We start from the raw sequence: 13,930 nt of genomic DNA, 5'->3' as shown, positions 1-13,930 counted from the left end.
GGGCAGAACGACTTGAGACCCCATTCCCACCAAGGGGCCGAACCGGCTCAGACATTCAGCGCAGTCCCTTTAAACAGCGAGGTAGAAAACACCAAGCTGGAGGTAGAGGGCATTGGCAAGAGCTATCGCCGCCGTCAGGTGGTGAAGCACGTGAGCCTGAACGTGCGCCGTGGCGAAGCCGTTGGCCTGCTGGGGCCAAACGGTGCCGGCAAGACCACCTGCTTTTACATGATCACCGGCTTGATCCGCCCGGATCACGGCACGATCTCTCTGGACGGCTTTGACATCACCAAGCTGCCCATGTACCAGCGCGCCCGCCTTGGCATTGGCTATCTGCCTCAGGAAGCCTCCATTTTCCGCGGACTGAGCGTTGAAGAAAACATTCGCGCGGTGCTGGAAGTGGTGGAGCCAAAGCGCAAGAAGCGCGAGGAAGAACTGGACTCGCTGCTGGCAGAGTTTGGCGTGACCCATTTGCGCAAATCCCCAAGTATTGCGCTTTCCGGCGGTGAACGACGCCGCGTGGAAATTGCCCGCGCTCTGGCCAGTCGCCCCTCTTTCATGCTGCTTGATGAGCCGTTTGCAGGCATTGACCCAATTGCGGTTGGCGACATTCAGCAGCTTGTGCGCCATTTGACCCAGCGCGGCATCGGCGTTCTGATCACCGACCATAACGTGCGCGAAACACTGGGCCTGATTGACCGGGCCTACATCATCGCCGCTGGTGAAGTGTTGACCGAAGGCAAACCTCACACAATTGTAGCGGATCCTGACGTACGCCGTTTATATCTTGGTGAACAATTTACGCTTTAGCCGTAAAGATGGACTAGATTGCTAAGCATGTTTCGTGCCAAATAGCCGGCGAAACAAGAGGACGCGACTTAGCATGGCCCTGACACCCAAGCTAGAGATAAGGCAAAGCCAGCAGCTGGTGATGACACCCCAGCTGATGCAGGCTATCAAATTGCTGCAACTCTCCAGTCTGGACCTTGTTTCCTATGTTGAAAATGAGCTGGAGAGCAACCCCTTTTTAGAGCGGGCTGAGGAGGAGTATCCTTCTTCCGGCGAGGGCAACGAAGCCCCTTCCCTTGACGCAGGCGAGGCCGCCTCAACGCCCTCTGATGACGAAGGCGCTGGCGACTGGATGGAAAGCCAGCTGGAGACCAGCCCCGGCGAAATCGCAAGCCGCATGGATGCGGACTTGCAGAACGTCTTCCCCGATGACAATGGCACCCCGCAGACCGTGGACCCTTCGGTGCAAAAGGGCGAACAGTGGCAACCGCCTTCCAATGGCGCAATTTCTTCTGGCGACTACAATCTGGAAGCGTTTGTGGCTGCTGACGTGTCTCTCAAGGATTTTCTGGTTGAACAGATGTCACTTGTGGTCACTTCTGCGGCCGATCAGCTGATCGCCAAGGACCTGATCGATAGCCTGGACGATAGTGGTTACCTTTACATCGATGAGGCGGAAACGGCCGAACGTTTGGGTATCGCACCGGAGCATCTGGACCGCATCATCAAGGCGCTGCAAGCGCTGGAGCCGAGCGGCGTTTTTGCGCGCTCCCTGAACGAATGCCTTGCAATTCAGCTGCGCGAGAAAGATCGCTTTGACCCGGCGATGGAAAAGCTTGTCGAGAACATCGACCTTCTCGCCAAGTATGACATGGCTAGCCTGAAGCGCCTTTGCGAGGTTGACGACGAAGACCTGACGGAGATGATCTACGAGATCAAAGCTCTGAACCCGAAGCCGGGGTCTTCGTTTGGCAGTGAAGCCGTGCAGCCTGTGGTGCCAGATGCCATTGTGCGCCCTGGGAATGACGGCGGCTGGGTTGTTGAGCTGAACTCCGAAACCTTGCCTCGGGTGCTGGTGAACCAGAGCTATTATTCGGAAATCAGTACATCCGCCAAAAGTGACGGTGATCTGGCGTATTTCACGGACTGCATTCAGACGGCGAACTGGCTGGTGAAGAGCCTGGACCAACGCGCCAAGACGATCCTGAAGGTGGCCTCTGAGATCGTGCGCCAGCAGGACGGGTTCCTGACCTATGGCGTGCAGCACTTGCGCCCCATGAACCTTAAAACGATCGCGGACGCCATCTCCATGCACGAGTCCACGGTGAGCCGTGTGACCTCAAACAAGTACATCGCCACACCACGCGGCATTTTCGAGCTGAAGTACTTTTTCTCCTCCTCCATCAACGCCACGGAAGGGGGCGACGCGCTCTCTGGAGAAGCGGTGCGTTACAAGATCAAGCAATTGATTGATAACGAAGATCCAAAGGCCATCCTCTCCGACGATACGCTGGTGAAGCTGCTGAAAGAGGACGGTGTGGATATTGCGCGGCGCACAGTGGCAAAATATCGCGAGGCGATGAAAATCCCAAGTTCTGTGCAACGCAGGCGGGAAAAGAAGGCGAAAAGTTAGTTTTTTGGCGGCAAAGCAATCTTTGCTTGCACAAAATGCCCACTAGCGGGCTTGGTTGACTTTTCCTATCCCCCAGATTAGAAGGCCACCGTTAGCCGAATGGCTCGAAAAAGGTGGCACTTTGTTTTTAGCTGGTCCATTGTGTAAGTGTCGGAAGGTTTTCCGTTATTGGATTTGCTTTTCGCCGCTTTGAGTCGTTCCTAACAAATGAGGTTCCCATGACATTGCGTATTTCGGGAAGAAACGTGGACATTGGTGACGCAACGCGCACCCACGTCGAAAACCGGATTGCAGAGGCGCTGGAGAAGTATTACCCGGGCGCATATTCAGGTCATGTGACAATTTCGCGAGAGGGTTCCGGTTTCCGGTCCGAGTGCACATTGAGCCTGAGTACAGGGGTGGTGCTGCAAGTCTCGGGCGAAAGCCAGGATGCTCGACAGAGTTTTGACATAGCGGCAGAACGGATTGAAAAACGTCTGCGGCGCTACAACAGAAAGCTGAAAGCGCATAAAAACGGCGCCCATGCCGACAAGGGCATCTTTGACGCAACTTCGTATGTTCTGGCTGACCCAGAAAGCGAAGAAGAGGTTCCAGAGGATTACAATCCAATTGTAGTCGCCGAGACCTCCGCAAAGGTAAAGACCATGACGGTTGGTATGGCAGTGATGGAACTCGACCTGACTGAAGCACCAGTGGTTATGTTCCGCAACGCCGGCAATGGCGGTGTTAATGTTGTATTCCGCCGCGCTGACGGCAACATCGGCTGGATTGATCCAGGATTGGTGTCCACAGCGGAAGCGGGATAAAACATAGACGCTATTTGCAAAGCCGGAAATTCCGGCTTTGCAGCTTTTCAGGTTCACGGATCGTGAGATGGAGCTGATAGAACTACTCAGTCCAGAGGCAGTTGTTGCAAGCCTCAAGGCCAACAGCAAGAAGCACGCCCTGCAGGAGATAGCCGCTAAAGCCGCTCCAGTTTGCGGGCTCCCAGAACGGGATATCTTTGACACGCTTTTGCAACGCGAGCGCCTAGGCTCAACCGGCGTTGGCAACGGCGTGGCCATTCCGCATGGCAAGTTGCCACAACTTGACAGGCTCTATGGCTTTTTTGCACGTCTGGACAAACCAATTGAATTTGACAGCTTGGATGACCAGCCTGTTGATCTGATCTTTGCTCTGCTGGCCCCGGAAGGTGCCGGTGCAGATCACCTGAAGGCATTGGCACGTGTGGCGCGCATTTTGCGCGATCAGGAAACGGCCGCCAAGCTGAGGGCCACGAAGGACGCGGCGGCGCTGTATTCAATACTGACGCAACCGATCGGCTCTACGAGCTCCGCATAAAACAAAGCCCCGATAACCAACGTTATCGGGGCTTTTCTTTTCCCAAAACTGATAGGACGGGCCCAACCGCGGGCGCCATAACCGCTTTAGTGAAGGCTGACAGTCTTCAGGTCCTGCTCCATTGCATTCGCAATGGCTGCGTCACGGCTGTCGGCCAGAAGAATTGGCGAGCCATTTGCCGACAACAGCGCCCAGACCGGACCGTCCATGCCTTCAATCTCGGCACCCGGGAACATGCGGTGCAGATCTGCTTCGGTTACTTTTTTCACGTAAGCCACTTTGCCGGTGCCCAGTTCTGCCAGAACATCTTTGGCCATGGCAGCGTCATTCGCGAAGGGATCGGTAATCATCGCCTTCTCCTTTGTCTGTCGTCTCGATGGGTAAAAAAAGCGTCGGGCTTGCGACCTCAATCGCCAGCTGAAATTTCGATCCTGCGGACAATGCGCTCCGGTTCTGGGCGAGCCAGATCGATGGAAAGCAAGCCATCCCGAAGCTCCGCTCCAAGAATTTCGATGCCTTCCGCAAGCACAAATGTGCGCTGAAACTGACGAGCGGCAATGCCGCGATGCAGATATTGTTTGGTCTTGTCTTCCTGCTGCCGACCGCGGATCACCAATTGGCTTTCTTCTACGGAGACTTCCAACTGGTCGCGCGTGAAGCCGGCAACCGCAATCGTGATGCGGATGACATCACTTTTTTCGTCAGAAACTGAAAGACGTTCAATATTGTAGGGCGGGTAGCCGTCATTGCCACCTTTGCTAACCCGATCGAGCACTCGCTCAATATCGTCGAAGCCCAAAAGAAACGGGCTCGAAAACGCCGACATACGCGTCATCGTCAAAGTCCTTTCTAAAGCGACCTTGGTCCGGACCCACTCTTGGCATCCGGATGTGCAGGACAGCAGCACTGTCTCTGTTCTTTTGGAATATGGCGATAACGGCGGGAGGATTCAAGTTGTGACCACCATTCGCTTGTTTGGCGGCTCAAATCTCTTCAGATCTCCCCGTTTGTTTTGGCCAGCGTGTGGAAAGCTCAGTGCCCGCCCCCCTGCTCATACCCAATCCGATAGCGCGTGGAACTTCTCCAACTGGTCTGCGCGCAATTTCCCGTCCTCATCACGGCCGAGGAAGATTTTCAGATAGCAATCCCCGTCGGCATTGATGAAATTGATGGAGGCTGACAGTTTGGAGAAGAAGGGACGCTTCAAAAACAGGATCGCATGGCAGGCATCTTCCTTGATATGGCCGGAGAACCCGCCCTCGGTTTTCTTCAGATTGTAGTAGCCCCGTGCAAAGGTGCCTCGTGGAAACACCCCCGAGACCTCGAAGATCATGTCGCCCGTGTTGGCTATTGTGGTCACGGCCCCCCACTCCGGGATTTCCTTGATGATCCGCTCGAAATGAGACCCGTCCAGCTCGCGCCACATGTCCTCCGGCAGGCACCTGATGGTATCTGCCACAGACACTTGATGCTCTTTTGCTATGTTCTCCAAGATCCCTGCGGGATTTTCAGCCAGCTGCTTTTTCAGTTGGTCCAAAACTGTTGTCATGTTGTCTATCCTTGTGTTGGGAAATGTGGCTCAGGTTGTCTGATGGCTGGCGCACCAGAGCCGCACGGCTGCCTTCAGATTGGTCAAGAGGGTCTGGTGCCAAAAGCGGCCTGCGGTGGTGAGCGTGAGTACCGCTTCTCCCTCAACCAGCTGCGCCGCGCGCCAGTTGTCCAGAAGCGGTGCCATGAATTGAAGGAAGCCTTGGGTAATGTGCTCGTTGCTTTCCAGCGCAGCCAGATCGATGCGCATGGCCTCCACGCCCGCAGCCAAATGGTTGAGCGGCGTTGCAAGCGCATCGTTTTGTGACAGGGATGCCAAGGGCTTCACACCCAGGTTCACTTGCTCATAGTAGGCCGCCAAGTCCGCATGGTTGGTGTAGCTGAAATTGTTCAAGCCACCCCCGGCACCTGCGCCGAACGCCAGGCACTGAGCACCGGATTTCAACAAACTGTTGTAGAGGTTCCGCTCTCTGGTGCCGCGCGCCCAATGGCTTGAAGACAATTGCCGCCAGCCACGCGCGGCCAAATACTCCAGCCCGCCTTGGTACATGAGACCCTGCTCCGGGAGGGGCGCAGATGGGCTGATCCTGCCCTTTTTGATGGCCAAGGACAGCGGCGAGCCCGGGAACACGGCAAGAGTATAAAGATCCACGCCATCCAGCCCCAAGTCCGCGACAGTTTGAAGGTCATGCAGCCACACGTCTGCTGACTGGTCAGGCAAGCCGAGGATGAGGTCACAAATTATGGCAGCGCGGTTTCGGTCCCGCAGGCCTTCGAAGAAGCGAATGGCCTCCTCGCCGGTTGCTTTTCGTCCCTGCCGCCTGCGGACTTGCGTGTTGAAGGACTGGACGCCCGTTGAAAAGCGATTGGCCCCAGCATCCAGACAGGCCTCGATCTTGTCATCATCAAAGTGGTAGATCCGGCCTTCAACAGCGATCTCACAGTCCGCTGCGAGCGGAAAAAGGTCCCTTATGCGGCGGATGAGGCGCTGCAAATCCTTTGCGTGCAATGCTGTTGGCGTTCCGCCTCCAAAATAGACAGCATTGATGGGACCCGACGTGGACGCAAGGGACGAGGCGTCGCGCTCCAACTCCTTGATCAAGGCATTGGTATAGGGGGCGGAATGCGTCTCCTGCCACTTGTTGCGATAGAAGCCGCAAAACAGGCAGTGGTTGGCGCAGAACGGGACGTGCAGATACATGACCGTTGGCCCAGACCGCCGCTTGGCTTGGAGCCGGGACCAAACATCCTGATGGTCCTCTACTGGGATGTCTGTTCCGGCTGTGCCCGGCATATGCCCGCCGCGACGGGTGAATGCATGCTGGATCGGGTTGCCGGATGTGTTGGCAAATAGCTGCTCAAGCTCGCTTACGCTCATGAATACCTACTGATCAGTTCGGGTTTCACTAGCGGCGGCTGGCTAAATATGAGTTTTTATATCAAGTTATTTCATTTAAAACCCGAAAGCGCAGCGATGCGTTCAAATGACACAGATTTTGTTGACCAGATACGAAAAAGCCCGGCGCAAAGGCCGGGCTTAGCCACCTCAGGAAGGGCTTGGCTCGCAGATTACGCTGGCTGAAGATTGCCTTCCAGCGCAATGGCCTTACCGGTTTCAGAAGAAAAGAAATGCAGCTTTTCTTTCTTCGCAGCCACTTTGAGGACCGATCCAACCTCAAAGTGTTGTTTGCCGGGTGCCCGGACGATGATTTCCTGGCCCGTTTCTCCCAGAGTGGCATGAACATAACTCTCAGCGCCGACTGGCTCGACGGCTGTGACGACGACAGAGAGCATGAGAGGGTCGTTGATAGCACCGTCGCCCTCGACGATGTGCAGGTCTTCCGGGCGAAGACCGAGTATGGCGCTTGTCTCGTTGAGGCTGCAGGTCAGCGACAGGCCCTCCCCGCGGCTCAAGGCCCAGCCTTCTCCGGAGCGCTCGATCTCCATGAGGTTCATGGCGGGAGACCCAATGAAGCTCGCCACGAAGGTGGATGCCGGGTTCTCGTAGACATTGATCGGCGTGCCGATCTGCTCCACCTGGCCGCCGTTGAGCACCACAAGACGGTCCGCAAGCGTCATGGCTTCCAACTGATCGTGGGTGACATAGAGGCTTGTTGTGCCGAGTGACTTTTGCAGCTTCTTGATTTCGATGCGCATCTGAACGCGCAGTTTGGCATCCAGATTTGACAAGGGCTCATCAAACAGGAAGGCAGCAGGCTCACGCACGATGGCCCGGCCCATGGCCACACGTTGACGCTGACCACCAGAAAGGGCCCGTGGCTTTCGGTCCAGATAATCGGCAATCTCCAGGATCCGCGCAGCCTCGCGCACCCGGCGATCTATTTCGGCCTTGCCGATGCCCCGGTTTTTCAGGCCATACGCAAGGTTGTTGTAAACCGACATATGCGGGTAGAGCGCATAGTTCTGGAACACCATGGCAATGTCGCGGTCTGCTGGCTCGATTTTGTTGACGACGCGATCGCCAATAGTGACCTCACCATCTGTGATGGTTTCCAGACCTGCAACCATGCGCAACAAGGTGGATTTTCCGCAGCCAGACGGGCCGACGAGCACGATGAACTCGCCGTCCTCGATATCGAGCGAGACGCCCTTCACGGCAGAGACCCCGCCAGCGTAGGTTTTGCGAACGTTGTTGAGTGAGATGCCTGCCATTTTATTTCTCGCTTTCCACCAGCCCCTTGACGAACCAGGACTGGAACACGACCACGATGATCACCGGCGGGAGCATGGCCAGCACGGCCAAAGCCATGGCCTGGTTGGTGTCCGGGATCTGCGCCCCGATCCAAACCTGAAGGATTTGCTTCATGCCACGTACAAGGGTGAAGAACGTTTCGTCGGTCGTAATTAGAGTTGGCCAGAGATACTGGTTCCAACCGTAAACGAACATGATGATGAAGATCGCCGCAATCATGGTCTTGGACAGCGGCACAAGAATATCGATGAAGAACTTGAACGGCCCAGCGCCATCAATTCGCGCCGCCTCCACCAACTCATCTGGCACAGACTTGAAGAACTGCCGGAAGTAGAACGTGCCAGTGGCTGAAGCAATCAGAGGCACGATGAGACCGGAGTAGGAGTTCATCATGCCAAGGCCCTGCACAATCTCGTAGCTTGGCAGAATGCGCACTTCCAGCGGCAGCAGCAGCGTGGAAAAAATGATCCAGAAGAAGAAGGTGCCGAGGGGAAAGCGGAAATACACGATGGCATAGGCCGCCAGCATGGAGATCACGATTTTGCCGATGGCAAAGCCTAGGCCAAGGATCAGAGAGTTCTGGAGCATCGTGAGACCGGTGACGCTCTTGGTAAAGCCACCTGCTTCCGTAAGCACGGCGCGATAGGTCTCTTCGAAGTGACCGCCCCATGTGAGCTGAAGGCCATTCTTGTAGATCGACACCGCATCATGGGTAGAGGTCATGAAGGCTACGACGACAGGAACAATCATGAACAGCGCGCCGATGATAAGGATCAGGTGATCAAAGATATGTTCACGTTTCATGGAGGCGCTCCTCAATTGTAATGAACGCGGCGTTCGATCATGCGGAACTGCACAACCGTGAGCACGAATACAAGGATCATGAGAATGACCGACTGGGCGGAGGAGCCCCCAAGGTCATTGCCGCGAAAGCCATCAAGGAACACCTTGTAGACCAGTGTGACCGGATTGTTGCCCGGCTCCCCTTTCAGCACGAGATCAATGATGCCGAAGGTGTCAAACAGGGCGTAGGTAATGTTGATGATCAGCAGGAAGAAGCCCGTCGGTGCCAGCAGTGGGAACGTAACGGTCCAGAAGCGGCGTGTGCCGGAGCGACAATCAATGGCCGCAGCTTCCTGAACGGACTTGGGGACGCTCTGCAAACCAGAGAGAAAGAAGATGAAGTTGATCGGCACCTGCTTCCACACCGAAATGACCACCATTGCAAAGGCTGTATCGTAGTAGTTCACGCCGATCTGCATGTCCCAGCCCAAAAAGCGGGCCATTTCCGAAAGCGGGCCGATGTGCTGGTCAAACAACATGACGCCGATGAGACCGGCAACCGGCGGCGCAATGGCGTAGACCCACATGAGAAGCGTGCGATAGCTGGAGGCCCCACGGATGACGCTGTCGGCTTTCACCGCGAGCAAGAGAGCGATGGCAAGTGAGAAAAATGCCGTAACAGCAGTAAACCCAAGAGTGAAACGCGCCGTTCTTCCATAATCGCTGCTAGAGAGCGCATCAGTGAAGTTGTCGAACCCCACAAAGGTGGCCCCGAAACCAAACGGGTCTTCAAGATAAAACGAGGCGCGGACCGCTTCGGCAGCGGGCCAAAGGAAGAAAACCGCCACGATGACCAACTGCGGCAACAGCAGCATGTATGGCATCAGCGGATTGGCGAACTGTACTCTTTTCATGGGCCTGCCCGGTGTAACTGGGAATTGGCAGCAGAGCCGAGCGGCGGCGGCGCGCTGGCTCTGTTTACCAGAAAACCGAAGGCACACATGGGTGCCTTCGGCCTTGGCTTAAGACGCTGGAACTAAACTTAGCCAGAGGTCTTTGCGAAACGGCCAAGCAGCTTGTTGGACTCTTCTTCGATGGTGTCGAATGCTTCCTCAACAGAAGCTTCGCCGGAGAAGATCTTGCCGTATTCGCGGTTCATTACATCGCGGATCTGGACGTAGAAGCCCATGCGGTAACCCTTGGTGTTCTCACCGCCCGGCAGGGTCAGCTGCTGGATGCCGATTTCCGCTGCTGGGAAACGCTCGTAGTGGCCATCCTGCTGAGCAAGCTCGTATGCCGCGTTGGTGATCGGCACGTAGCCGGTTTCCTTGTGCCAGAAGTACTGTACTTCCGGGGATGTCAGGTAGCTGTAGAAGTTCGCAACACAATCGTTTTCAGCCTTTGGCTTGCCGGACATGGCGAACAGAGCCGCGCCACCGATGAAGGTGTTGGTGCCGGCCTCATGCACAGAAGCCCAATATGGCAGGTAAGTTGCGGAGAAGTCGAATTCTGTCGCCTTCATGAGACCACCGAAGGAACCGGAAGAACCGAGCCACATTGCAGCTTCACCTTCCTGGAAAGGCTTCTGGTTGTCAGCCCAACCGGTGCCGTACCAAGCGAACAGGTCTTGATCGAGCCATTCCTTGACCTTTGAGAAGTGAGCCTTGATCGCATCGTTGTTTACGAGGATCTCGGTGCCTTCTGCGCCTTCATAACCGTTTGCATTGGTTGCAAATGGCAGGTCGTGACGAGACATGAAGTTCTCGGTGAAGATCCATGGCAGATGCGACTGAGTGAGCGGAATGTAACCAGCTTCCTTCAGCTTTGGCGCGATGGCTTCGAACTCTTCCCAAGTCTTGGGAGGCTGAACGCCAGCCTTGTTGAGAGCTTCCTCGTTGTAGTAGAGGATTGGCGTGGAAGAGTTGAACGGCATGCCGATCATCTTGCCGTTGGTGTCGGCGTAGAAGTAGCGAACACCTGCGATGTAGTCGTTGATGTCGAAGTCTGCACCGGCGTCCTTCAGCAGGTCTTCTGCTGGCGTGACAGCGCCTTTCGCGCCGATGATGGTTGCTGCACCAGCATCGAACACCTGAATGATGTTTGGCTGCTCGCCTGCACGGAATGCAGCGATACCAGCGGTCAGGGTCTCCTCGTAGGTGCCCTTGTAAACCGGGGTCAGCTGACAAACGTCCTGAGAGGCGTTGTAGTTTGCAGAGATTTCATTGACGACTTCGCCAAGACGGCCGCCCATGGCATGCCACCAAGAAACTTCGGTTGCTGCGAAAGACGCGGTGGATGTGGTTGCAAGCGCTGCAAAGGCAACAATGCGGGCGGCTGTAGTGCGGTACGACATAACTGAACTCCAGACAGGTAAAATGAAACGCGATCTGTTTCCATCCGCACCCTGAAGATCACCCCTGTCTTCCAATGGATACGGAATGCAGAGGATCTTACCCATCGGGGAAACAACTGAATGACAGTTATTTGAACTTTCAATGAAAATTATCTTCCAACTTGAATAGCCCAATATTTACAATAGTTTATATGAATATACCATCGGCCTTCAACCAACTATTCAGGAGGTATAAAAATGAAACGAATTCATCAAAATGCAATTTGTGCATTTAGTGAAAACAAAGACATCACCAGCTGTCACATTGCATGACGCCAACGGAACAGAGAGCATGATGATCCGCCCGCCATGCCAGCCCCCGAAAAGGAGTGGTTTGCCTTGCATTTTCCGCTGGTTAGCGGGCAAATGGTTGCCGTGCGCCCCCAGCGCACTATGTTCCCGCTGCACTAAGCACGCTAACCTGCGGACATCATTGGAATTTTCATAGGAATGAAAAGGAAGGTTCACTTGAGCACAAAAACAGCCCTGATGTGGTTCAGGCAAGATCTGCGCCTCAGCGACAACCCTGCGCTGTCAGCGGCGGCTGAAACGGGTGCGGTGCTTCCTGTTTTTATTCTGGAGACTGAAGACGCTGAAGAACATGCGTTTGGCGGCGCTTCAAAAGTGTGGCTTCACCACTCCCTCGCGGCGCTCAACCAATCACTTGATGGGCACCTGATCATAAGAAGCGGCAAGGCAGAGGATGTACTGGACGATCTCATAGACGAGTTCGGTGCAGACGCGGTGTTCTGGAACCGTTGCTACGAACCGTGGCGCATGGAGCGGGACAAGAGAATCAAGGCCGACCTGAGAGCACGGGACCTGCATTGCGAGAGCTTCAACGCGTCCTTGCTATGGGAACCTTGGGACATCTCGAAGGCAGACGGAAAGCCCTATCAAGTCTTTACTCCATTCTACCGGAAAGGTTGCCTGCAAAGTCTGCCGCCAAGATCGCCGATGAAGGCGCCCGAAGGCTTGAAGTTCGCCGCTGCCCCCGGCCCCGCAGCTCAATTGGATGACCTGAACCTTCTGCCCCGGCGGGAGTGGGGGAAGACCATAGCCAGCCATTGGGAGATCGGGGAGAAGGCGGCGCAGTCTCGCCTTGCCGCGTTTTTGGAAAGCGGCATCAACGGCTATAAGGAAGAGCGCAACATCCCGTCCAAGCCGAAAGTTTCGCGCCTGTCGCCGCATTTGCATTTTGGCGAAATTTCCCCGCACCAAGTCTGGGCGGCCGTGCACCACAGAGAAATCGACCGCGATGCAGATCATTTCCTGAGCGAACTTGGCTGGCGGGAGTTTTCCTACAACCTGCTTTACAACAACCCGCAGCTTCCGGAAGAAAACCTGCAGGAAAAGTTCGATGCCTTTCCTTGGCGCACCGACGCAGAAGCGCTTCGCCGCTGGAAGAAGGGCATGACTGGATACCCCCTTGTCGATGCAGGTATGCGGGAACTCTGGCAGACCGGATACATGCACAACCGCATTCGCATGGTTGTTGGGTCATTTCTGGTGAAGAACCTGCTTATGGACTGGCGAGAAGGTGAAAAGCACTTCTGGAATTGCCTGTTTGACGCAGATCTTGCCAATAACAGCGCCAGCTGGCAGTGGATTGCGGGCTGCGGGGCCGATGCTGCGCCATACTTCCGTGTGTTCAATCCGGTTTTGCAAGGGGAAAAGTTCGACCCGGATGGCAGCTACACGCGCCACTATGTGCCGGAGCTGGCAAACTTGCCTGACAAGTTCCTGTTCAAGCCTTGGGATGCACCCGAGCTGGTGCTCAAGGAAGCAGGCATTTCCCTGGGCGACACCTACCCTCGGCCAATCGTTGATGTGAAAGCCTCTCGGGATCGGGCACTGGCGGCGTTCAAAAGCCTTTCAGAAGCGGCGGCTTAGAGCTTCGATCAAGCTGCCGGGCCGGGCAAAAAACAAAAAACCACGCTGCGAATTTCGCGAGCGTGGTTTTTTTGAAATGGTGGAGCTAAGCGGGATCGAACCGCTGACCTCGTGAATGCCATTCACGCGCTCTCCCAACTGAGCTATAGCCCCATTCCACAGGTCGTTCACAGGCTATCACTAGCTTATGAACACCTTCAAGCAGGAGGCTGGTGGAGCTAAGCGGGATCGAACCGCTGACCTCGTGAATGCCATTCACGCGCTCTCCCAACTGAGCTATAGCCCCAGTCGCCTGCCGAACCTCGGGAGGTCCGATGGAGGCGGAACATAGTCGCGCCGCCCCCGATGATCAAGCAGAATAAGTGGCGAAAGCCAAGTTCCTGCACAGTCTGTGGAAATTTTAGCTTTCGTCGTCGTCGCGGCTGACTACGATGCCCGGCACGGCGTTTTCGTCGTCGTCTTCTTCAAGGAAAACATCTTCGTCATCGCCAGTGCTGATTTCCTCATCTTCGATACCAGCATCTTCAAGATCCGGCACATCATCGTCACCAGACACTTCAGCGTCAGCGTCCTCAAGGCTCACAATTTCGGCGCCTTGTGGCTCGAGTACATCTTCTTCTTCCTCGATCTGAACTGCCTGAGCTGCCTTTGCAGTCTTTACTGCAATACCAAGATCAAACACCTCACCACACTTAGGACAGGTGATAGGATCACGGTTCAAGTCGTAGTATTTCGCGCCACATGCTGCACACAGGCGCTTGGTGCCGAGTTCCGGTCTTGCCACGGTTGTCACCTTCGTTTCATTCACTTTGACGAGCCCCATAGCCTTAGCATGCCC

General features: G+C 55.4%; 14 protein-coding genes and 2 tRNA genes. 5 read left to right on the top strand and 11 right to left on the bottom strand.

Going from position 1 to position 13,930, the window contains the following annotated elements; all coding sequences use genetic code 11:
* Positions 1-12 precede the first annotated feature (12 nt).
* The 4 genes from lptB (at position 13) to ptsN (ending at position 3,763) form a co-directional block, all read left to right on the top strand.
* On the top strand, positions 13-810 hold the full coding sequence (gene lptB, locus Q3Y58_RS01120; RefSeq protein ID WP_274217947.1) for an LPS export ABC transporter ATP-binding protein: 798 nt from the start codon (positions 13-15) through the stop codon (positions 808-810).
* A gap of 73 nt (positions 811-883) precedes the next feature.
* Positions 884-2,422, top strand: a complete 1,539-nt coding sequence (rpoN, locus tag Q3Y58_RS01115; protein WP_319620645.1) for an RNA polymerase factor sigma-54 — start codon at positions 884-886, stop codon at positions 2,420-2,422.
* Between the two features lie 218 nt (positions 2,423-2,640).
* A complete protein-coding gene (gene hpf, locus Q3Y58_RS01110; protein WP_274217945.1) occupies positions 2,641-3,228 on the top strand; it encodes a ribosome hibernation-promoting factor, HPF/YfiA family in 588 nt (195 codons plus the stop codon).
* 67 nt (positions 3,229-3,295) lie between these two features.
* Positions 3,296-3,763, top strand: coding sequence for a PTS IIA-like nitrogen regulatory protein PtsN (ptsN, locus tag Q3Y58_RS01105; RefSeq protein WP_274217944.1), 468 nt, complete (start codon positions 3,296-3,298; stop codon positions 3,761-3,763).
* Positions 3,764-3,849: 86 nt separating this feature from the next.
* Here the strand turns inward: ptsN and Q3Y58_RS01100 are convergent, their stop codons facing one another.
* The 8 genes from Q3Y58_RS01100 to Q3Y58_RS01065 all read right to left on the bottom strand — a co-directional run bounded on the left by Q3Y58_RS01100 (position 3,850) and on the right by Q3Y58_RS01065 (position 11,160).
* The gene (locus tag Q3Y58_RS01100) at positions 3,850-4,113 is read right to left on the bottom strand and encodes a BQ00720 family protein (protein WP_274217943.1); all 264 of its coding nucleotides are present in this window, start codon (positions 4,111-4,113) and stop codon (positions 3,850-3,852) included.
* A 56-nt stretch (positions 4,114-4,169) separates the two neighbouring features.
* Entirely contained in the window at positions 4,170-4,598 is a 429-nt protein-coding gene (locus Q3Y58_RS01095) for an Hsp20 family protein (protein WP_274217942.1), read from the bottom strand.
* A gap of 216 nt (positions 4,599-4,814) precedes the next feature.
* Complete coding sequence (gene hutX, locus Q3Y58_RS01090; protein WP_319620644.1) at positions 4,815-5,312, bottom strand: heme utilization cystosolic carrier protein HutX; 498 nt, start codon at positions 5,310-5,312, stop codon at positions 4,815-4,817.
* A 30-nt stretch (positions 5,313-5,342) separates the two neighbouring features.
* On the bottom strand, positions 5,343-6,689 hold the full coding sequence (hutW, locus tag Q3Y58_RS01085) for a heme anaerobic degradation radical SAM methyltransferase ChuW/HutW (protein ID WP_319620643.1): 1,347 nt from the start codon (positions 6,687-6,689) through the stop codon (positions 5,343-5,345).
* A gap of 191 nt (positions 6,690-6,880) precedes the next feature.
* Positions 6,881-7,984 (bottom strand): sn-glycerol-3-phosphate import ATP-binding protein UgpC, encoded by a 1,104-nt coding sequence (locus Q3Y58_RS01080; protein WP_319620642.1) that lies wholly within the window; start codon positions 7,982-7,984, stop codon positions 6,881-6,883.
* Between the two features lies 1 nt (position 7,985).
* Positions 7,986-8,828, bottom strand: a complete 843-nt coding sequence (ugpE, locus tag Q3Y58_RS01075) for a sn-glycerol-3-phosphate ABC transporter permease UgpE (RefSeq protein WP_319620641.1) — start codon at positions 8,826-8,828, stop codon at positions 7,986-7,988.
* Between the two features lie 11 nt (positions 8,829-8,839).
* Positions 8,840-9,721 carry an ABC transporter permease subunit gene (locus Q3Y58_RS01070; RefSeq protein WP_274217937.1) on the bottom strand — a complete coding sequence of 294 codons (882 nt, stop codon included), beginning with the start codon at positions 9,719-9,721 and terminating at the stop codon, positions 8,840-8,842.
* A gap of 128 nt (positions 9,722-9,849) precedes the next feature.
* Positions 9,850-11,160, bottom strand: a complete 1,311-nt coding sequence (locus tag Q3Y58_RS01065) for an extracellular solute-binding protein (protein ID WP_319620640.1) — start codon at positions 11,158-11,160, stop codon at positions 9,850-9,852.
* Between the two features lie 507 nt (positions 11,161-11,667).
* Here Q3Y58_RS01065 and Q3Y58_RS01060 point away from each other — a divergent pair.
* A complete protein-coding gene (locus Q3Y58_RS01060) occupies positions 11,668-13,092 on the top strand; it encodes a cryptochrome/photolyase family protein (protein WP_319620639.1) in 1,425 nt (474 codons plus the stop codon).
* A 77-nt stretch (positions 13,093-13,169) separates the two neighbouring features.
* On the opposite strand, the gene Q3Y58_RS01055 is transcribed toward Q3Y58_RS01060, so the two are convergent.
* The 3 genes from Q3Y58_RS01055 to Q3Y58_RS01045 all read right to left on the bottom strand — a co-directional run bounded on the left by Q3Y58_RS01055 (position 13,170) and on the right by Q3Y58_RS01045 (position 13,900).
* Positions 13,170-13,245 (bottom strand) — tRNA-Ala (locus Q3Y58_RS01055).
* Between the two features lie 57 nt (positions 13,246-13,302).
* Positions 13,303-13,378, bottom strand: a tRNA-Ala gene (locus tag Q3Y58_RS01050).
* Between the two features lie 114 nt (positions 13,379-13,492).
* The gene (locus tag Q3Y58_RS01045) at positions 13,493-13,900 is read right to left on the bottom strand and encodes a TIGR02300 family protein (RefSeq protein WP_319620638.1); all 408 of its coding nucleotides are present in this window, start codon (positions 13,898-13,900) and stop codon (positions 13,493-13,495) included.
* Positions 13,901-13,930 lie beyond the last annotated feature (30 nt).

The organism is Nesiotobacter zosterae, from assembly GCF_033843645.1.
GTDB classification, from domain to species: domain Bacteria; phylum Pseudomonadota; class Alphaproteobacteria; order Rhizobiales; family Stappiaceae; genus Pseudovibrio; species Pseudovibrio zosterae.
Note: the sequence above shows the minus strand (reverse complement) of the source record. Positions and strands in the feature narration are given on the sequence as shown.

Coding starts and splice junctions, on each gene's coding strand:
- rpoN (WP_319620645.1), top strand. CDS start 884: ATGGCCCTGACACCCAAGCTAGAGATAAGGCAAAGCCAGCAGCTGGTG.
- hpf (WP_274217945.1), top strand. CDS start 2,641: ATGACATTGCGTATTTCGGGAAGAAACGTGGACATTGGTGACGCAACG.
- ptsN (WP_274217944.1), top strand. CDS start 3,296: ATGGAGCTGATAGAACTACTCAGTCCAGAGGCAGTTGTTGCAAGCCTC.
- Q3Y58_RS01100 (WP_274217943.1), bottom strand. CDS start 4,113: ATGATTACCGATCCCTTCGCGAATGACGCTGCCATGGCCAAAGATGTT.
- Q3Y58_RS01095 (WP_274217942.1), bottom strand. CDS start 4,598: ATGACGCGTATGTCGGCGTTTTCGAGCCCGTTTCTTTTGGGCTTCGAC.
- hutX (WP_319620644.1), bottom strand. CDS start 5,312: ATGACAACAGTTTTGGACCAACTGAAAAAGCAGCTGGCTGAAAATCCC.
- hutW (WP_319620643.1), bottom strand. CDS start 6,689: ATGAGCGTAAGCGAGCTTGAGCAGCTATTTGCCAACACATCCGGCAAC.
- Q3Y58_RS01080 (WP_319620642.1), bottom strand. CDS start 7,984: ATGGCAGGCATCTCACTCAACAACGTTCGCAAAACCTACGCTGGCGGG.
- ugpE (WP_319620641.1), bottom strand. CDS start 8,828: ATGAAACGTGAACATATCTTTGATCACCTGATCCTTATCATCGGCGCG.
- Q3Y58_RS01070 (WP_274217937.1), bottom strand. CDS start 9,721: ATGAAAAGAGTACAGTTCGCCAATCCGCTGATGCCATACATGCTGCTG.
- Q3Y58_RS01065 (WP_319620640.1), bottom strand. CDS start 11,160: ATGTCGTACCGCACTACAGCCGCCCGCATTGTTGCCTTTGCAGCGCTT.